The organism is Curtobacterium sp. VKM Ac-2887 (assembly GCF_015350935.1).
Lineage (GTDB): Bacteria > Actinomycetota > Actinomycetes > Actinomycetales > Microbacteriaceae > Curtobacterium.
In genome coordinates, this window is the sequence record NZ_JADKSB010000007.1 from 1 (window position 1) to 14,922 (window position 14,922).

Annotated in this window: 13 protein-coding genes; 9 read left to right on the forward strand and 4 right to left on the reverse strand. The window is 71.6% G+C overall.

Features of this window, described 5'->3' with window-relative positions; translation table 11 throughout:
- Positions 1-51: 51 nt before the first annotated feature.
- Positions 52-2,262, reverse strand: a complete 2,211-nt coding sequence (locus tag ITJ69_RS09415) for an NADP-dependent isocitrate dehydrogenase (protein WP_194672630.1) — start codon at positions 2,260-2,262, stop codon at positions 52-54.
- A 193-nt stretch (positions 2,263-2,455) separates the two neighbouring features.
- On the opposite strand from ITJ69_RS09415, the gene ITJ69_RS09420 reads away from it, so the two are divergent.
- Both ITJ69_RS09420 and ITJ69_RS09425 read left to right on the forward strand, forming a co-directional pair.
- Positions 2,456-2,878, forward strand: a complete 423-nt coding sequence (locus tag ITJ69_RS09420) for a hypothetical protein (RefSeq protein WP_194672631.1) — start codon at positions 2,456-2,458, stop codon at positions 2,876-2,878.
- Positions 2,879-3,135: 257 nt separating this feature from the next.
- On the forward strand, positions 3,136-4,815 hold the full coding sequence (locus ITJ69_RS09425) for a cation:proton antiporter (protein WP_194672632.1): 1,680 nt from the start codon (positions 3,136-3,138) through the stop codon (positions 4,813-4,815).
- 36 nt (positions 4,816-4,851) lie between these two features.
- On the opposite strand, the gene ITJ69_RS09430 is transcribed toward ITJ69_RS09425, so the two are convergent.
- On the reverse strand, positions 4,852-5,346 hold the full coding sequence (locus ITJ69_RS09430) for a hypothetical protein (protein WP_111083592.1): 495 nt from the start codon (positions 5,344-5,346) through the stop codon (positions 4,852-4,854).
- Positions 5,347-5,507: 161 nt separating this feature from the next.
- On the opposite strand from ITJ69_RS09430, the gene ITJ69_RS09435 reads away from it, so the two are divergent.
- From ITJ69_RS09435 to pucL, 7 genes are all read left to right on the forward strand, one after another.
- Positions 5,508-6,515 (forward strand): M23 family metallopeptidase, encoded by a 1,008-nt coding sequence (locus tag ITJ69_RS09435; protein ID WP_159572465.1) that lies wholly within the window; start codon positions 5,508-5,510, stop codon positions 6,513-6,515.
- A gap of 142 nt (positions 6,516-6,657) precedes the next feature.
- Positions 6,658-7,917: a hemolysin family protein gene (locus tag ITJ69_RS09440; RefSeq protein ID WP_123339379.1), complete on the forward strand. Its 1,260-nt coding sequence runs from the start codon at positions 6,658-6,660 to the stop codon at positions 7,915-7,917.
- Positions 7,918-8,031: 114 nt separating this feature from the next.
- A complete protein-coding gene (locus ITJ69_RS09445; RefSeq protein ID WP_194672633.1) occupies positions 8,032-8,943 on the forward strand; it encodes a helix-turn-helix transcriptional regulator in 912 nt (303 codons plus the stop codon).
- A gap of 40 nt (positions 8,944-8,983) precedes the next feature.
- Positions 8,984-9,778, forward strand: a complete 795-nt coding sequence (locus ITJ69_RS09450) for a class I SAM-dependent methyltransferase (protein ID WP_194672634.1) — start codon at positions 8,984-8,986, stop codon at positions 9,776-9,778.
- Between the two features lie 169 nt (positions 9,779-9,947).
- Positions 9,948-10,430: an FBP domain-containing protein gene (locus ITJ69_RS09455; protein ID WP_123339376.1), complete on the forward strand. Its 483-nt coding sequence runs from the start codon at positions 9,948-9,950 to the stop codon at positions 10,428-10,430.
- Between the two features lie 185 nt (positions 10,431-10,615).
- Positions 10,616-11,413: a 2-oxo-4-hydroxy-4-carboxy-5-ureidoimidazoline decarboxylase gene (uraD, locus tag ITJ69_RS20950; protein ID WP_131920906.1), complete on the forward strand. Its 798-nt coding sequence runs from the start codon at positions 10,616-10,618 to the stop codon at positions 11,411-11,413.
- Positions 11,414-11,418: 5 nt separating this feature from the next.
- Positions 11,419-12,336: a factor-independent urate hydroxylase gene (gene pucL / locus ITJ69_RS09465; RefSeq protein ID WP_132099188.1), complete on the forward strand. Its 918-nt coding sequence runs from the start codon at positions 11,419-11,421 to the stop codon at positions 12,334-12,336.
- Here the strand turns inward: pucL and ITJ69_RS09470 are convergent.
- Together ITJ69_RS09470 and ITJ69_RS09475 are read right to left on the reverse strand one after the other, a co-directional pair.
- Entirely contained in the window at positions 12,333-13,739 is a 1,407-nt protein-coding gene (locus ITJ69_RS09470) for a nucleobase:cation symporter-2 family protein (protein WP_228505322.1), read from the reverse strand. The genes pucL and ITJ69_RS09470 overlap by 4 nt on opposite strands.
- Before the next feature lie 177 nt (positions 13,740-13,916).
- Positions 13,917-14,903, reverse strand: coding sequence for an aldo/keto reductase (locus tag ITJ69_RS09475; RefSeq protein WP_194672635.1), 987 nt, complete (start codon positions 14,901-14,903; stop codon positions 13,917-13,919).
- Positions 14,904-14,922: the final 19 nt, after the last annotated feature.

Here is a 14,922-nt window from a genome sequence, read left to right on the forward strand (position 1 = left end):
GAGGCCCGGTGCCAGCTGGCACCGGGCCTCCCGTCCGTCAGGTGCGTGCGTCTAGAGCGCGGCGAGCGTCGCGTTCAACGTGGCGGACGGGCGCATGACCGCGCTCGTCTTGGCGTCGTCCGGGCGGTAGTAGCCGCCGATGTCGGCCGGGTGGCCCTGCACGCCGTTCAGCTCCTCGACGATCTGCTGCTCCTGCGCGTCGAGCTTGCCCGCGATCTCGGCGAACGACGCTGCGAGCTCGGTGTCCGTCGTCTGCGCTGCGAGCTCTTCCGCCCAGTACTTCGCCAGGTAGAAGTGGCTGCCGCGGTTGTCGATCGAGCCGAGCTTGCGGCCCGGGGACTTGTCCTGCTCGAGGAAGGTCCCGGTGGCACGGTCGAGCGTCTCACCGAGGATCTTCGCCCGCTCGTTGCCCGTCACACCGGCGAGGTGCTCGAGGCTGACCGCCAGGGCGAGGAACTCGCCGAGGCTGTCCCAGCGCAGGTAGTTCTGCTGCACGAGCTGCTGGACGTGCTTCGGGGCGGAGCCACCGGCACCGGTCTCGAACAGGCCGCCGCCACCGAGCAGCGGGACGACGGAGAGCATCTTCGCCGACGTGCCGAGCTCCATGATCGGGAACAGGTCCGTCAGGTAGTCGCGCAGGACGTTGCCCGTGACGGAGATGGTGTCCTCGCCGCGGCGGATGCGCTCGAGCGAGAAACGCATGGCGTCCTCCGGCGAGAGGATCTCGATCTGCAGGCCCTCGGTGTCGAGCTCGCCCAGGTACTGGCGGACCAGACCGATCAGGTTCGCGTCGTGCGCCCGGGTCTCGTCGAGCCAGAACACGGCCGGGGTCTCCGAGGCGCGGGCACGGGTGACGGCGAGCTTGACCCAGTCGCGGATGGCGATGTCCTTGGTCTGGCAGGCGCGCCAGATGTCACCGGGCTCGACGTCGTGCTCGATGACGACGTCACCGGCGGCGTTGGTCACGCGGACGGCGCCGGCGCCGGGGACCTCGAAGGTCTTGTCGTGCGAGCCGTACTCCTCGGCCTTCAGCGCCATGAGGCCGACGTTGGGCACGGAGCCCATCGTCGCCGGGTCGAAGGCGCCGTTGACGCGGCAGTCGTCGATCACGGTCTGGTAGATGCCGGCGTAGCTCGAGTCCGGGATCACGGCGAGGGTGTCGTGCTCGTCGCCGTCCGGGCCCCACATGTGGCCGGAGGTGCGGATCATCGCGGGCATCGAGGCGTCCACGATGACGTCGCTCGGGACGTGCAGGTTCGTGATGCCCTTGTCCGAGTCGACCATCGCGAGCTCGGGGCCCGCGGCGATGCCGTCGGTGAAGGCCTGCTTGATCTCCGCGCCGTTCGGCAGGGCGTCGAGCCCCGCGAGGATCGAGCCGAGGCCGTCGTTCGGGGTGAGTCCGGCGGCGGCCAGGTCGGCACCGAAGCGCTCGAACACCGACGGGAAGAACGCCTTGATGACGTGGCCGAAGATGATCGGGTCGGAGACCTTCATCATCGTCGCCTTGAGGTGCACGGAGAACAGGATGTCCTCGGCTGCGGCGCGCTGGATCTGGTCCTGCAGGAAGGCCTCGAGTGCGGCGACGTGCAGCACGGTGCCGTCGACGACCTCGCCCTGCACGACGGGGATCGACTGCTTGAGGACCTGGGTCTCGCCGCCCTCGGCGACGAACGTGATCGTCAGGACGTCGTCGGCGGGCGCGATCCAGGACTTCTCGTTCGAGCGGAAGTCGTCGACGCCCATCGTGACGACGTTCGTCTTCGAGTCGCTGCTCCACGCACCCATGCGGTGCGGGTGCTTCCGGGCGTAGTTCTTGACGGACAGGGGAGCGCGGCGGTCGGAGTTGCCCTCGCGCAGCACGGGGTTGACGGCGCTGCCCTGGACACGGCCGTAGCGGGCACGGGCGTCGCGCTGCTCGTCCGTCGTGGGCTCGTCCGGGTAGTCGGGGAGGTCGTAGCCCTGCGACTGCAGTTCCTTGATCGCGACCTTGAGCTGCGGGATCGACGCCGAGATGTTCGGCAGCTTGATGATGTTCGCCTCGGGGGTCTTCGCGAGCTCGCCGAGCTCGGCCAGGGCGTCGTCCACGCGCTGCTCGTCGGTGAGCCGCTCCGGGAACTGGGCGATGATCCGGCCGGCGAGCGAGATGTCGCGGGTCTCGACGTCGACACCAGCGGTGCCGGCGAAGGCCTGGATGACCGGGAGGAAGGAGTGGGTGGCGAGGAACGGTGCCTCGTCCGTGAGGGTGTAGATGATCTTGGCCATGCTGGCGGGTACTCCCTTGTTCGACCGTCGGTACGTCCACGCTACTCGTGGTGCGGGATGTCTCGACATCAAGATACATGGTCCGGCCTGCGTCCGGCAGGTACTCGGCAGACGTCCTGGAGGCGCACTGTCGGCTCATAGGAACGCTCGGTGGACTGGTCTTCCGCAGTTCCAGAGCCGCAGGAGGGCGATCATGGCGACGACACGTGTGACACCGGAGGACTTCGGGTGGGCCGCGGAGGACCTCCGCTCGGCCTACGCCTCGGACGGCAGCGGCCCGTACCGGTACGCGCCGGATGGCAGCGGACCGTTCTCGTACGACGACGACGGTTCCGGTCCGTGGCTCGTCGGGCCGGAACCCCGCCGCGGGCTGGCCCGGTTCGCCCCACGCGACCGCGGTGGACGCTCCCGACTCCGCCGCATCGGCACAACGGTGAGCGCCGGGGCCATGGCGCTCGGGCTCGCCGTCGGCAGCGTCGCGGTCGTCGCCCACGTCGCTCCTCCACACCCTTCGGTCCAGGCGGGGTCTCTCCACAGCCCGGACCGAAGGGACCTGATCGCGCGGACGGTCGCGCCCACCGCACCGTGCCGGTTCCGCCGTTCGGTGCGAGGATGACCGCCGCGTGCGCGCCTGCTGCGCCGCACCGCGCGGCCAACCGCGCACGGGATGACGACGCACGCACCGTGCGGACAGGAGGCACGCGGCCACGCCGCCACGGGCCTCCCGTCCGTCCGGCGGTCGCGCCCACCGCACCGTGCCGGTTCCGTCGTTCGGTGCGAGGATGACCGCCGCGTGCGCGCCTACTGCGCCGCACCGCGCCACCAACCGCGCACGGGGTGACGACGCACGCACGGTGGTGCCACGCTGGGCCGGTGACCGAACTCCTCGTGGTCGGCGTCATCGCCGTCATCGCCATCGCGGGCGCCGCCGTGCTCGGGCCCCGCATCGGGGTCGCGGCGCCACTCGTGCTCGTCGCCGTCGGGGTCGTCGCGAGCCTGCTGCCCTTCATCCCGAACGCGGAGATCGAGCCCGAGTGGATCCTCGCCGGAGTCCTGCCGCCGCTGTTGTACTCGTCGGCGGTGTCGATGCCGTCGATGAACTTCCGGCGCGAGTTCGGTGCCATCAGTGGGCTGTCGGTGCTGCTCGTCGTCGCGAGCAGCCTCGTGCTCGGGCTCTTCTTCGCCTGGGTGGTCCCGGGCCTCGGCTTCTGGTGGGGGATCGCCCTCGGTGCGATCGTGAGTCCCACCGACGCCGTCGCGACGTCGATCGTCAAGCAGACCTCGGTGTCGCGCCGGGCGATCTCGATCCTCGACGGTGAATCGCTCCTCAACGACGCCACCGCACTGGTGCTCCTGCGGACGGCCATCGTGGCCGCTGCCGCGTCGTTCTCGTTCTGGGGAGCGCTCGGCGACTTCGCGGGCGCCGTGGTCATCGGCTGGTTCGTCGGCTGGCTGAACGTGTTCGTGCGCTCCCGGGTGCCGAGCGCAGCGGTGAACACGGCGCTGTCCTTCGCGGTGCCGTTCGTCGCCGCGGTACCGACCGAGCACTTCGGCGGGTCAGGACTCGTCGCCGCTGTCGTCGCGGGGCTGTTCACCGGCATCGTCGGACCGCGCAAGCTCCCGCCGGGGCACCGACTGTCCGACGCGCAGAACTGGCAGACCATCGAGCTCGTGCTCGAGGGCGCGGTGTTCCTGACGATGGGGCTCGAACTCGCGACGATCCTCCGCGACGTGCAGGAGGACCACTCCGGCATCGGCCCGGCGCTGCTCATCGCCGTCGGCGCCCTCGTGCTCACCGTGCTCGTCCGGACCGCGTACGTCGTGCCGCTCCTGTTCGCGCTGTCGGCGGCCGCCAAGCGCGGTGAGCGGATGCAGGACCGCTTCGCCGAGATGCACGCCGGCGACCGCGACGCGATGAGCGAGGTGATCCGCGAGCACCGACCGGGCAACCGGGCGCCGTCGGAGCGCGAACTCGACCGGTTCACGACACGCGTCCGGCGAACCCTGGCGGACATCGCGTACTACACGACGGCACCGCTGGGCTGGCGCGAGGGCACGGCGGTGGTCTGGGCGGGCATGCGCGGCGCGGTGACCGTCGCGGCGGCGCAGACCCTGCCGACGGACACTCCGGAACGGTCGCTCCTGGTGTTCGTCGCGTTCGCGGTGGCCCTGCTCTCGCTCGTCGTGCAGGGCAGCACGATCGGCCCGCTGCTCCGTCGGATCGCCGCACCGGTGCCGGACACCGCCGCGAAGGACACCGAGGAACGCGGGCGGTTGCTGGAACTCATGCGGACCGCGGCGGAGCAGGTCCCCGGTACCAGCGAAGCCGGCCCCCGGACGCGCGAGGAACTGGAGGCAGCCGATCCGGCGGAACTCCGCGCGTGGATGGGCCGCGAGAAGGCACGGCGGCTCGCCGTGCTCGAGGCACAACGCGCCGCGATCCTCGACGCCCGCGACGACGGCACCTTCGACGCCGAGGTGCTCGAGTCGATGCTGCAGAACCTCGACGCCGAGCAGATCGCCCTCGAGCTCCGTGGAGCACCTGCCCGCTGACGGCAGTCCCGTGCCCGCTGACGGCAGTCCCGCCGGTCAGGTGCCGATCGACACGCGGAACACCCGGACGCCGGCGGCCCGGAGTGCTGCGAGCCCGAGCCGCATGCGCATGCTGCGGAACGGCCGCTCGAACCCCGACGGCGCGGATGCGGCATCGATCTGGTGGAGCACCTCGGACGTCAGGGTGCGCTCGACCTTGGGCGCGAGCCGTGTCAGTCCCGAGACCGTCACCACGATCCGGACCGCGTGCGGCACGAGCAGCGGATCGATGAGCTCAGCGGCCGCCTGCGCACGGTGGAACGCGGGGTCGTCACCGGGGCGCCGGATCGCGATGACCGCGAGTTCGGCGTCCCAGGTCTCCTCCGGGTCCGGCAGGTCGTCGACCCCGATGACCCGCATGCGGGCGGCGTCGATACCCGCGCGCACCGCGGCGGCGCGGAGCACGGGCAGGAGTTCCTGGGTGCCGGCGAGCACGACGTCGGCGGTGCCGAGGTCGACCTGCGCGGGCCGCTCTCGCGGCGATCGGGCCATGGTGCGGGTCCTTCCGTCGCTTTCCCACGACGGTACCGATGTCGGACCGTCGGGGGACGTCGGGGCCCGCGGTGATCAGGTGCCTCCCAGCCCCGCGGTAACGAAAAGATCACGGTGAGGCCTGTACAAAGCGACAGAGTCGTGCAGAATGGTGGGCGGCCATGACGACTGCACCCGAACTCGACCAGCACCCGGAGACCCCGGTGGTGCACCTGTCCCGTCGCGCTGCCCTCGAGGCCGAGCGTGCCGCAGCCCGGAAGCCCCAGCGCCGAGCGGAGAAGCCCGCCAAGGCAGTGAAGGTCGCGAAGCCGGCCAAGGTCGCGAAGCCCGTCGGCCGCCGCGCCACCGCAGCCCGCGCGACGACCGAGCACGTCGACACCCGCATCACGCGCGTGGTCCGCCGTCCCGCTCCCACCGTGACGAGCGTCACGAAGGCCCCACGGGCCTCCCGGTCCGGTCGTGCCGGACGGATCACCCTGACCAGCGCGGCTGCGGCGATCGCGATGTTCGCCGCCTCGGCGATGCCCGCCCACGCCAGCGCCGGCACCTCGATGGCGACCTCGACCATCGCGCCGATCGTGCGCACCCAGGACTACGCGGTCACCCAGGCGGTCACCGCGACCGGGCTCGACCGCGACGGGTTCACCGTCGGCGGCGGCACGACGCGCCGGATCGTCACCACCGGCGGCACGGCCGACACGAGTGGCATCGCGGGCGAAGCCGTCTCGTACGGCGGCGCGGTCCGCTCCCCGTTCCCCGGCCCGGTGCAGATGAGCTCGGGCTTCGGCTACCGCTCGGCACCGTGCGGCGCGTGCTCCTCCCTGCACCAGGGACTCGACTTCACGCCCGGCATGGGCACGGCCATCGGTGCCGTCGCCGCGGGCACCGTCCGGATCTCGGGCACGTACTTCTCGTACGGCAACGCCGTGATCATCGACCACGAGATCGACGGCCGCCAGGTGTCGACGCTCTACGGGCACATGATCCCGGGGTCGTCGCCGCTCAAGGTCGGCGACCAGGTCGAGGCTGGCGAGTTCATCGGACTCGTGGGGTCCTCCGGCGTCTCGACCGGTGCGCACCTGCACCTCGAGGTCCTGATGGACGGCGTGACCCCGATCGACCCCGAGGCGTGGCTCGAAGCCCGCATCGGCCGCTCACTGACGACGTAGCCCCCGACACCACCCACTGCGGACGCACAGCAGACGTCGAGCGCTGGTGGGGTGACGTCCCAGCTGCCCTGTGCAGACTCACAGGCATGGACGATCACCACAGACCGCCCGCCCGTCGTCGATCCGAGGAAGCTGCCCGCTGATGGGCGCCGACACCTGGATCGCCTTCGGGCTCGTCATCCTCTTCGTGCTCGTCGGCGGGGTCTTCGCCGCCGCCGAGATCGCACTCGTCTCGCTCCGTGAGTCGCAGCTGCAGCAACTCGAACGCCGGGGCTCCCGTGGCTTGCGGGTCGCCGAACTCGGGCGTGACCCGAACCGGTTCCTCGCGGCCGTGCAGATCGGCGTGACCGTCGCCGGGTTCTTCTCCGCCGCGTACGGCGCCTCGTCGATCGCGCCCGACGTCGCACCCGTGTTCACCGGGCTCGGGCTCGGCCAGGGAGCTGCCGAGACGGTCGCTCTCGTGCTGATGACCCTCGTCATCGCCTACCTGTCGCTCGTGTTCGGCGAGCTCGTGCCGAAGCGACTCGCCCTGCAGCGGGCCGAGGGCTTCTCGATGCTCGTCGCACCGACCCTCGACCGCTTCGCGACCCTGATGCGCCCGGTGATCTGGGTGCTGTCGGCCTCGACGAACCTGGTCGTCCGCGCACTCGGTGGCGACCCGAACGCCCGCAGTGAGTCGATGAGCACCGAGGAGCTCCGCGGCCTCGTCGACGAGCACACCGGCGTCGACGAGCAGGGCCGCCGGATCGCCCGGAGCGCGCTGGACGCCGGTGACCGGATCCTGCGCGAGTCGATGCGCCCCTGGTACGACGTGTCCACGATCGACGCCGCGCTGACCATCGCCGAGGCCACCGACCACGCGATCGAGGTCGGGCACACCCGGTACCTCGTGACCTCCGGCGGACGCGACGAGGTCGACGGCTTCGTGCACCTCCGCGACCTGCTCCGTCCGAGCGACCCGTCCGCACCGGTGTCGACCCTGGTACGCCCGGTGCTTGCACTGCCGGAGACGAAGTCGCTGTCGAGCGCGATCGCGGACATGCGGACCGACGGGCACCAGATCGCCCTGGTGGTGGACGAGTACGGCGGCAGTGCGGGCATGGTCACGCTCGAGGCGCTGCTCGAGGACCTCGTCGGCCGTATTCGCGACGAGTACGACGAACCCACGGCCGAGCACGACGGCGTGGACGGGTCCACGGTGCTCGAGGACCTCGTCGCCGACGGCGGTCCGGCGCTGCCCGACGGTGACTACGAGACCGTCGGCGGCCTCGTCCAGGTCCACCTGGACCGCGTGCCGGAAGTCGGCGACGTCGTCGCCGCCGGTGGACACCGCCTCGAGGTGACCGCCATGGACGGTCACCGCGTGGCGCGCGTCCGGATCACGGCCGACGTCACGCTCTGAACTCCGCGCAGCTGACCTGGAGGCCCGTGGCGGCGCCGCCACGGGCCTCCCGTCCGCCCGGCGGGTACCGCCAGTGCCTGCCGGACGGACAGCGCCGCCACGTACGCTCTCCCCATGGGTATCGACGTGCGCAACGAGATCCGCGACTTCCTGTCCTCCCGGCGAGCGCGGCTCACCCCCGAGCAGGTCGGCATGCCGTCGTTCGGCGGCGGGGTCCGACGCGTCCCCGGGCTGCGACGGCACGAGGTCGCGATGCTCGCCGGCGTGAGCGTCGACTACTACACACGGCTCGAGCGTGGATCGCTCAAGGGGGTCTCGGACAGCGTGCTCGAGGGCCTCGCGAGCGCCCTGCAGCTCGACGAGGACGAGCGCGTCCACCTGTGGGACCTCACCCGACTGGCGAACTCCGGCGTCAAGACGATGCACCGCACCGTCCCCACCCGGGTCCGCCCCGGCGTCCAGCGCCTGCTCGACGCCATCACCGGCGCGCCTGCCTGGGTGCGCAACGAACGCGGTGACGTCGTCGCGACGAACGAGCTCGGTCGCGCGCTGTACTCGCCGATGTTCGCCGGCCCGGGGCGTCCCGTGAACACCGCACGCTTCACGTTCCTCGACCCCGCTGCCCGTGACTTCTTCCCGGACTGGGCGCAGACCGCGAAGGACGCCGTCGCCGTGCTCCGGGCAGCCGCGGTGTCGAACCCGTGCGAGCCCGGACTCATCACCCTGGTCGGGGAGCTCTCCACGCGCAGCGAGGAGTTCCGCGGCTGGTGGGCCGCGCACGACGTCCGGCTGCAGCGCGCCGGCGGGAAGCGCATCGACCACCCGATCGTCGGCGAGCTCCGGTTGTCGTACGAGGCGCTCGACCTGGTCGCCGACCCCGGCCTGACGTTGTTCACGTACTCGGCCGAGCCGGACAGCGAGTCCGAGCGGTCGCTGGCCCTGCTCGGCACCTGGGCCGCGACGGAACGGGCCGAGCAGTACGCGGCCCTGCGCGCGGCGGAGTCCGAGTCCGAGTCGATCGACTGAACCGCTGGTCGGCCCGGCGCACGGTTCGTAGGCTGGGGACGTGACGAGGACGACGGACGGATCAGCGGGGGACGCCGACTACGCCCGCATCGGCCAGGACTACCGGCAGTACCGCCGCCCCGAACCGACGTTCGCCCGGGCGATCGCGAAGGCCCTCGGCGACGCCCGCACCGTCCTCAACGTGGGTGCCGGTGCCGGATCCTACGAGCCGACCGATCGCGACGTCACGGCCGTCGAACCCTCGACGTCGATGCGCGCCCAACGACCGGCCACCCTGTCGACGGCGATCGACGCCACCGCCGAGGACCTGCCCTTCGACGACGACACGTTCGACGCCGCGATGACGACGTTCTCGGTGCACCAGTGGGGCGACCTCGAGCGCGGGCTGGCCGAGCTGCGCCGGGTGACCCGGGGTCCGATCGTGATCCTGACGTGCGACCCGGCCCGCGTCGAGGACTTCTGGCTCGCCGAGTACGCACCCGAGGTGATGGCGACCGAGGCCCGGCGCTACCCCGCGCTCGACCGCATCGCCGCCGCACTGGGCGACGACACCGTCACGAACACCCCGCTGCCGATCCCGTTCACGTGCGTCGACGGCTTCTCCGAGGCGTACTACGCCCGGCCGGAGCGCCTGCTCGACCCCGGCGCCCGGAAGGCGAACTCGGCGTGGAGCTTCGTCGACGAGCTCACCGCACGGCGATCGGTGGCCGCCCTCCGTACCGCGCTCGACGCCGGCGAGTGGGACCGGCGGCACGGGGCGCTGCGGATCCGGCCGACCTACGAGGGCGCCCTCGTCCTGGTGACGGCCGTCCCCGCGCTTGACACGTCGACGTAGGCTGTTGGCGTGAGCTTCCAGGAGGTGGTCGGCGCCCGTTTCGCCGGCATCAGGGCGTGAGGCCCCCGGTCGTGCCCGCAGGCACGGCCGCCCTCGTCGAACCCTGACCTCCCTTCGCCCGGCGCGGTGTGCGTCCGCACGCCCCGGGCCCGCTCGAAAGCGATGCACCATGCTCCCCATCACGGAGAAGACCCTCCGCACGTCCTTCGTCAACGCCTCCCGCAAGGAGACGACCGACATCACGCTGCCCGCCGACTTCGAGGCGATCGACTGGGACGCCCTCGACTTCCTGGGCTGGCGCGACCCGAAGATCGGTCGGCGTGCGTACGCCGTCGTGCCGACGCTCGAGGGAACGCTCGTCGGCATCGTGTTCCGGCAGGCCGAGGCCTCGTCGCGCTCGCGCGCCCAGTGCTCGTGGTGCCAGGACGTCAAGCTGCCGAACGACGTCGTGTTCTACAGCGCGAAGCGGTCCGGCAAGGCGGGGCGGAACGGCGACACCGTCGGCACGCTCGTCTGCCAGGACTTCCAGTGCTCGCGGAACGTCCGGAAGCTGCCGCCGCCCGCCTACGAGGGCTACGACGTCGAGGCCGCGCGCCTGCGGCGCATCGAGGACCTGCAGCTGCGCGCAGCGTCCTTCGCCACGGAGGTCTGAGCCGCCGAGGTCTGAGCCGCCGGCGTCTCGCGTCCGCAACGCGACGGACGGCGGACGGGAGGCGCGGGGCGGGGCCGCCACGGGCCTCCCGTCCGGCAGACGCGACCGTTTCAGGGCCGCGGGTCGCGTTGCGGGGGAAACCGCCCGGTAACGCGGGTGAAACGGTCGTTCCGTAGCCTCGCCACATGGACCTCGGCGACCTCGACGACGCGACCGCCCCCGACGCCGCGGCGGTGATCCGGAGCTGGGCCGACGTGCCCGCCTGGGTCGACGCCCTGGTGGCCGCGCGCCCCTTCGGCTCGGTACCGGCGCTGCTCGACCGGGCACGTGCCGAGTCGGCGTCGTGGGGTGGGCCGGAACTCGACCACGCCCTCGCGCAGCACCCGCGGATCGGGGAGCGGACGACCGATGCCTCGTCCGCCCGCGAACAGTCGTCGATGCGCACCGCCGGCGACGAGGTGGCCGGCCGGATCGCCGACGGCAACGTCGCGTACGAGCAACGGTTCGGGCGGGTGTTCCTGGTGCGGGCCGCCGGTCGGACCCCCGAGGAGCTGCTGGCCGAGCTCGACCGGCGCCTCGCGGGCGACCCGGCGGTCGAGACGCGCGAGGCCGCCGCTGCCCTGGCCGACATCGCCCTGCACCGCATCCGTGCGACCTTCGCCGTGCCGCACCTGACCACGCACGTGCTCGACGCCACCACCGGCACCCCGGCGGTCGGCGTCGGCCTGACGCTCAGCACCGTGGACGGTGACGTCGTCGCGACCGGCTCGACCGATACCGACGGCCGTGCGGCACTCGGCCCCGACGTGCTCGCGCGCACCGACCACGTGCTGCGCTTCGACACCGGCCCGTACTTCGCCGCCGCCGGGGTGCCGACCTTCCACCCGTTCGTGACCGTGGCGTTCCGCGTCACGGGAACCGAGCACCTGCACGTCCCGCTGCTGCTGAGCCCCTTCGCCTACAGCACCTACCGAGGGAGTTGACCGCCATGTCGGAGACCACCGTCCACCTGGGACCGAACAAGTACGGCAAGGCCGAGAACCGCCTGGTGCGGGTGACCCGGCACGGCGACCGGCACGAGATCGCCGACCTGACCGTGACGTCGCAGCTCATCGGCGAGGCGTTCGCCGGGTCGTTCACCAGCGGCGACAACTCCCGGATCGTCGCGACGGACACCCAGAAGAACACCGTGTTCGCCCTGGCGAAGGAGCACGGCGTCGGAGCTCCGGAGGACTTCCTCGCACTGCTCGCCGACCAGTTCACGAGCGAGTTCGACTGGGTCGAGGGCGGGCTCTGGCAGGCGGAGGTGCACCCGTGGGAACGCATCACGGTCGACGGACAGCCGCACGACCACTCGTTCCGACGCACCGGCACGGGCACCCGCCTGGCGACGGTGCACGTCGAGGGCGGCGAGCGCCACGTCACCGGCGGGGTCAAGGACCTGGTCGTCCTGAAGTCGACCGGCTCCGAGTTCCACGGGTTCCCGCGGTCGCGGTTCACGACCCTGCCGGAGACGACGGACCGGATCATGGCGACCGAGGTCACGGCGCGGTGGCGGTACCTGCCGTCCGCCGTCGAGGCCGGGATCGACTACGACGCCCTGTACGAGGAGGTCGTCGCCGTGATGCTCGAGCAGTTCGCCACGGTGCACTCGCTCGCCCTGCAGCAGACGCTGTGGGAGATGGGGCGGGCGGCGATCGAACTGCGGCCCGAACTCGCCGAGGTGCGGTTCGCGATGCCGAACAAGCACCACTTCGTCGTGGACCTGTCGCCGTTCGACCTGACGAACGAGAACGAGGTGTTCATCGCGGCCGACCGTCCCTACGGGCTGATCGAGGGGACGGTCGTCCGCGACGGCGTGGCCGAGGCGCCCCGAGCGTGGGAGCACCTGCCCGCCTTCGTCTAGGCCGAGGGCTCCTCGCGCGGCAGTGCGATCGGCGCCGTCGACCGCACCCCGTCGTACGAACCGACCGCCGGGTCCTCGCCGTACCGCTCGGCCACGGAACGCGACCCGAGCAGCAGGTTGAGCAGGATCGCCGCGACGGCGCCGGCCGAGATCCCCGAGTCGAACACCAGCGTGAACCAGGTCGGGAACTGCCCGTAGATCTCCGGGGCGACGGTCGGCAGCAGCGCGATGCCGAGCGGCAGCGCCACCACGAGGACGTTCCGGTTGTCGAACCGCACCTTCGACAGCGTCCTGATGCCCGACGCCGCGACCATGCCGAACAGCGCGACACCGGCACCGCCGAGCACCGCGTGCGGGATCGCCTCGACCACCGCGGCCACCTTCGGCACCAGGCCGAGCACGACGAGGATGCCGCCAGCCGCCGTCGCCACGTACCGGGAGCGCACGCCGGTCAGTGCGACGAGCCCGACGTTCTGCGCGAACGCCGTGTACGGGAACGTGTTGAACACCCCGCCGACGACGGTGCCGAGTCCGTCCGCGCGCAGACCGTCGGCGAGCGTGCGCTTCGACACCGGGCGGCCGGTGACCTCGCCGACCGCGATCATGTCGCCGGTGGTCTCGGTCATGATCACGAGCCCGACGACGAGCATCGACACGATCGAGGCGAGGTCGAACGTCGGCAGCCCGAAGTGGAACGGCGTGACGAAGGCGAACCAGCCCGCGTCGCCGATGCCCGACCCGTCGACCATGCCGGGGACGAACAGCGCCACGACCGTGCCGAGCAGCAGTCCGAACAGCACCGAGACCCGGGCGAGACCGCGCGGGGCGAACCGTTCGACCAGGACGATCGCGAGCAGGACCCCGACTGCGAACGCGACGTCGAGCGGGTCGGCAGCACCGTCCTTGCCGCCGTCGGTGACCCAGCCGGCGGCGACGCTCATGAGCGACAGACCGATGATCAGGATGACCGTGCCGGTGACGATCGGTGGGAACAAGCGGACGAGCTGCGCGAACCACGGCGCGACGACCACCATGAACACGCCGCACGCGATCGTCGCCCCGTAGACGGCGGTGATGCCGTGCTCGGTGCCGATCGCGATCATCGGGCCGACCGCGGCGAAGGTGACGCCCTGCACGAGCGGCAGCCGGACGCCGAACCGCCAGAAGCCGACGGACTGCACGATCGTGGCGAGGCCCGCGACGAACAGGTCGGCACTGATGAGGAAGGCCAGGTCGGCGCTGTCGAAGCCGAGGGCCCCACCGACGATGAGCGGGACGGCGATCGCGCCCGCGTACATCGCGAGCACGTGCTGCAGGCCGAGCGGCAGGAGCCTGGCGAGCGGTGGGACGGAGTCGACGCCGTCCTCGGTCGGTGTCGCGCGCGGTATCTTCGTGGTCGTCATGGCGTCCCCTTCGAGCGGTGGTTTCCCTGTGCTCCGGACGCTATGCACCCCGTGTTTCCCCGGGATGACGGGCGTGGGTCGCGTCGGTCACCGGACCAGCGCCCGAAACGCACGCAGAGACGGCCGGGAGGCCCGTGGCGGATCCGCCACGGGCCTCCCGGCCGTCATCCGGTTGCGTCAGCGACCGATGGTCGACATGTCGGGGTAGCGGTCGCCGCTCGGGACCGGGAGCGCCGACAGGCGCGTGACCTGGTCCGCGGTGAGGGTCAGGTCGGCGGCACCGACGTTCTCCTCGAGGCGCGACACGCGCTTCGTGCCCGGGATCGGCACGACGTCGTCGCCCTGGGCGAGCAGCCAGGCGAGGGAGACCTGGGCCGGGGTGGCTTCGGCCTCGGTCGCGATCGCCTTGACGGCGTCGACGATGCGCATGTTCTGCGCGAACGCCTCTTCCTGGAAGCGCGGGTTCGCCAGGCGGAAGTCGTCGGAGTCCAGGTCGGACGGCTTCGTGATCGCACCGGTCAGGAACCCGCGGCCGAGCGGCGAGTACGGCACCAGTCCGATGCCGAGCTCGCGCAGAGTGTCGAGCACCGCACCCTCGGGGTCGCGCGTCCACAGCGAGTACTCGCTCTGCAGGGCAGTGATCGGCTGCACGGCGTGGGCCTTGCGGATGGTCTCCGGACCCGCCTCGGACAGGCCGATGTGCCGGATCTTGCCCTCCTGCACGAAGCCGGCGAGCTGCCCGATGACGTCCTCGATCGGGACGGCCGGGTCGACGCGGTGCTGGTAGTACAGGTCGATGTGGTCGGTGCCGAGGCGCCGCAGGGACCCCTCGAGGGCCTCGCGCACGGACTCCGGTGCGGAGCTGATGCCGCGGCCGGTGGCGGGCGTCTCCTCACCGGCGGTGTGGGTGATGAGGCCGAACTTCGTCGCGATCACGACGTCGTCGCGGCGGTCGGCGAGGGCCCGGCGGAGCAGGTCCTCGTTCGTGTAGGGGCCGTACGCCTCGGCCGTGTCGAACAGGGTGACGCCGAGGTCGATCGCGCGGTGGATCGTGCGGATCGACTCCGCGTCGTCGGTGCCGGCGCCCGTGTAGAAGGCGCTCATGCCCATGGTGCCGAGGCCGACGGGTCCGACCTCGAGGTCTGCGAGCTTGCGTGTCTGCATGGTGCAGGTCTACTCCGGG

Bases quoted from the DNA above. Each gene is read 5' to 3' on its own strand.
- ITJ69_RS09415 (WP_194672630.1), bottom strand. From the start codon at position 2,262: ATGGCCAAGATCATCTACACCCTCACGGACGAGGCACCGTTCCTCGCC.
- ITJ69_RS09420 (WP_194672631.1), top strand. From the start codon at position 2,456: ATGGCGACGACACGTGTGACACCGGAGGACTTCGGGTGGGCCGCGGAG.
- ITJ69_RS09430 (WP_111083592.1), bottom strand. From the start codon at position 5,346: ATGGCCCGATCGCCGCGAGAGCGGCCCGCGCAGGTCGACCTCGGCACC.
- ITJ69_RS09435 (WP_159572465.1), top strand. From the start codon at position 5,508: ATGACGACTGCACCCGAACTCGACCAGCACCCGGAGACCCCGGTGGTG.
- ITJ69_RS09440 (WP_123339379.1), top strand. From the start codon at position 6,658: ATGGGCGCCGACACCTGGATCGCCTTCGGGCTCGTCATCCTCTTCGTG.
- ITJ69_RS09445 (WP_194672633.1), top strand. From the start codon at position 8,032: ATGGGTATCGACGTGCGCAACGAGATCCGCGACTTCCTGTCCTCCCGG.
- ITJ69_RS09455 (WP_123339376.1), top strand. From the start codon at position 9,948: ATGCTCCCCATCACGGAGAAGACCCTCCGCACGTCCTTCGTCAACGCC.
- uraD (WP_131920906.1), top strand. From the start codon at position 10,616: ATGGACCTCGGCGACCTCGACGACGCGACCGCCCCCGACGCCGCGGCG.
- pucL (WP_132099188.1), top strand. From the start codon at position 11,419: ATGTCGGAGACCACCGTCCACCTGGGACCGAACAAGTACGGCAAGGCC.
- ITJ69_RS09470 (WP_228505322.1), bottom strand. From the start codon at position 13,739: ATGACGACCACGAAGATACCGCGCGCGACACCGACCGAGGACGGCGTC.
- ITJ69_RS09475 (WP_194672635.1), bottom strand. From the start codon at position 14,903: ATGCAGACACGCAAGCTCGCAGACCTCGAGGTCGGACCCGTCGGCCTC.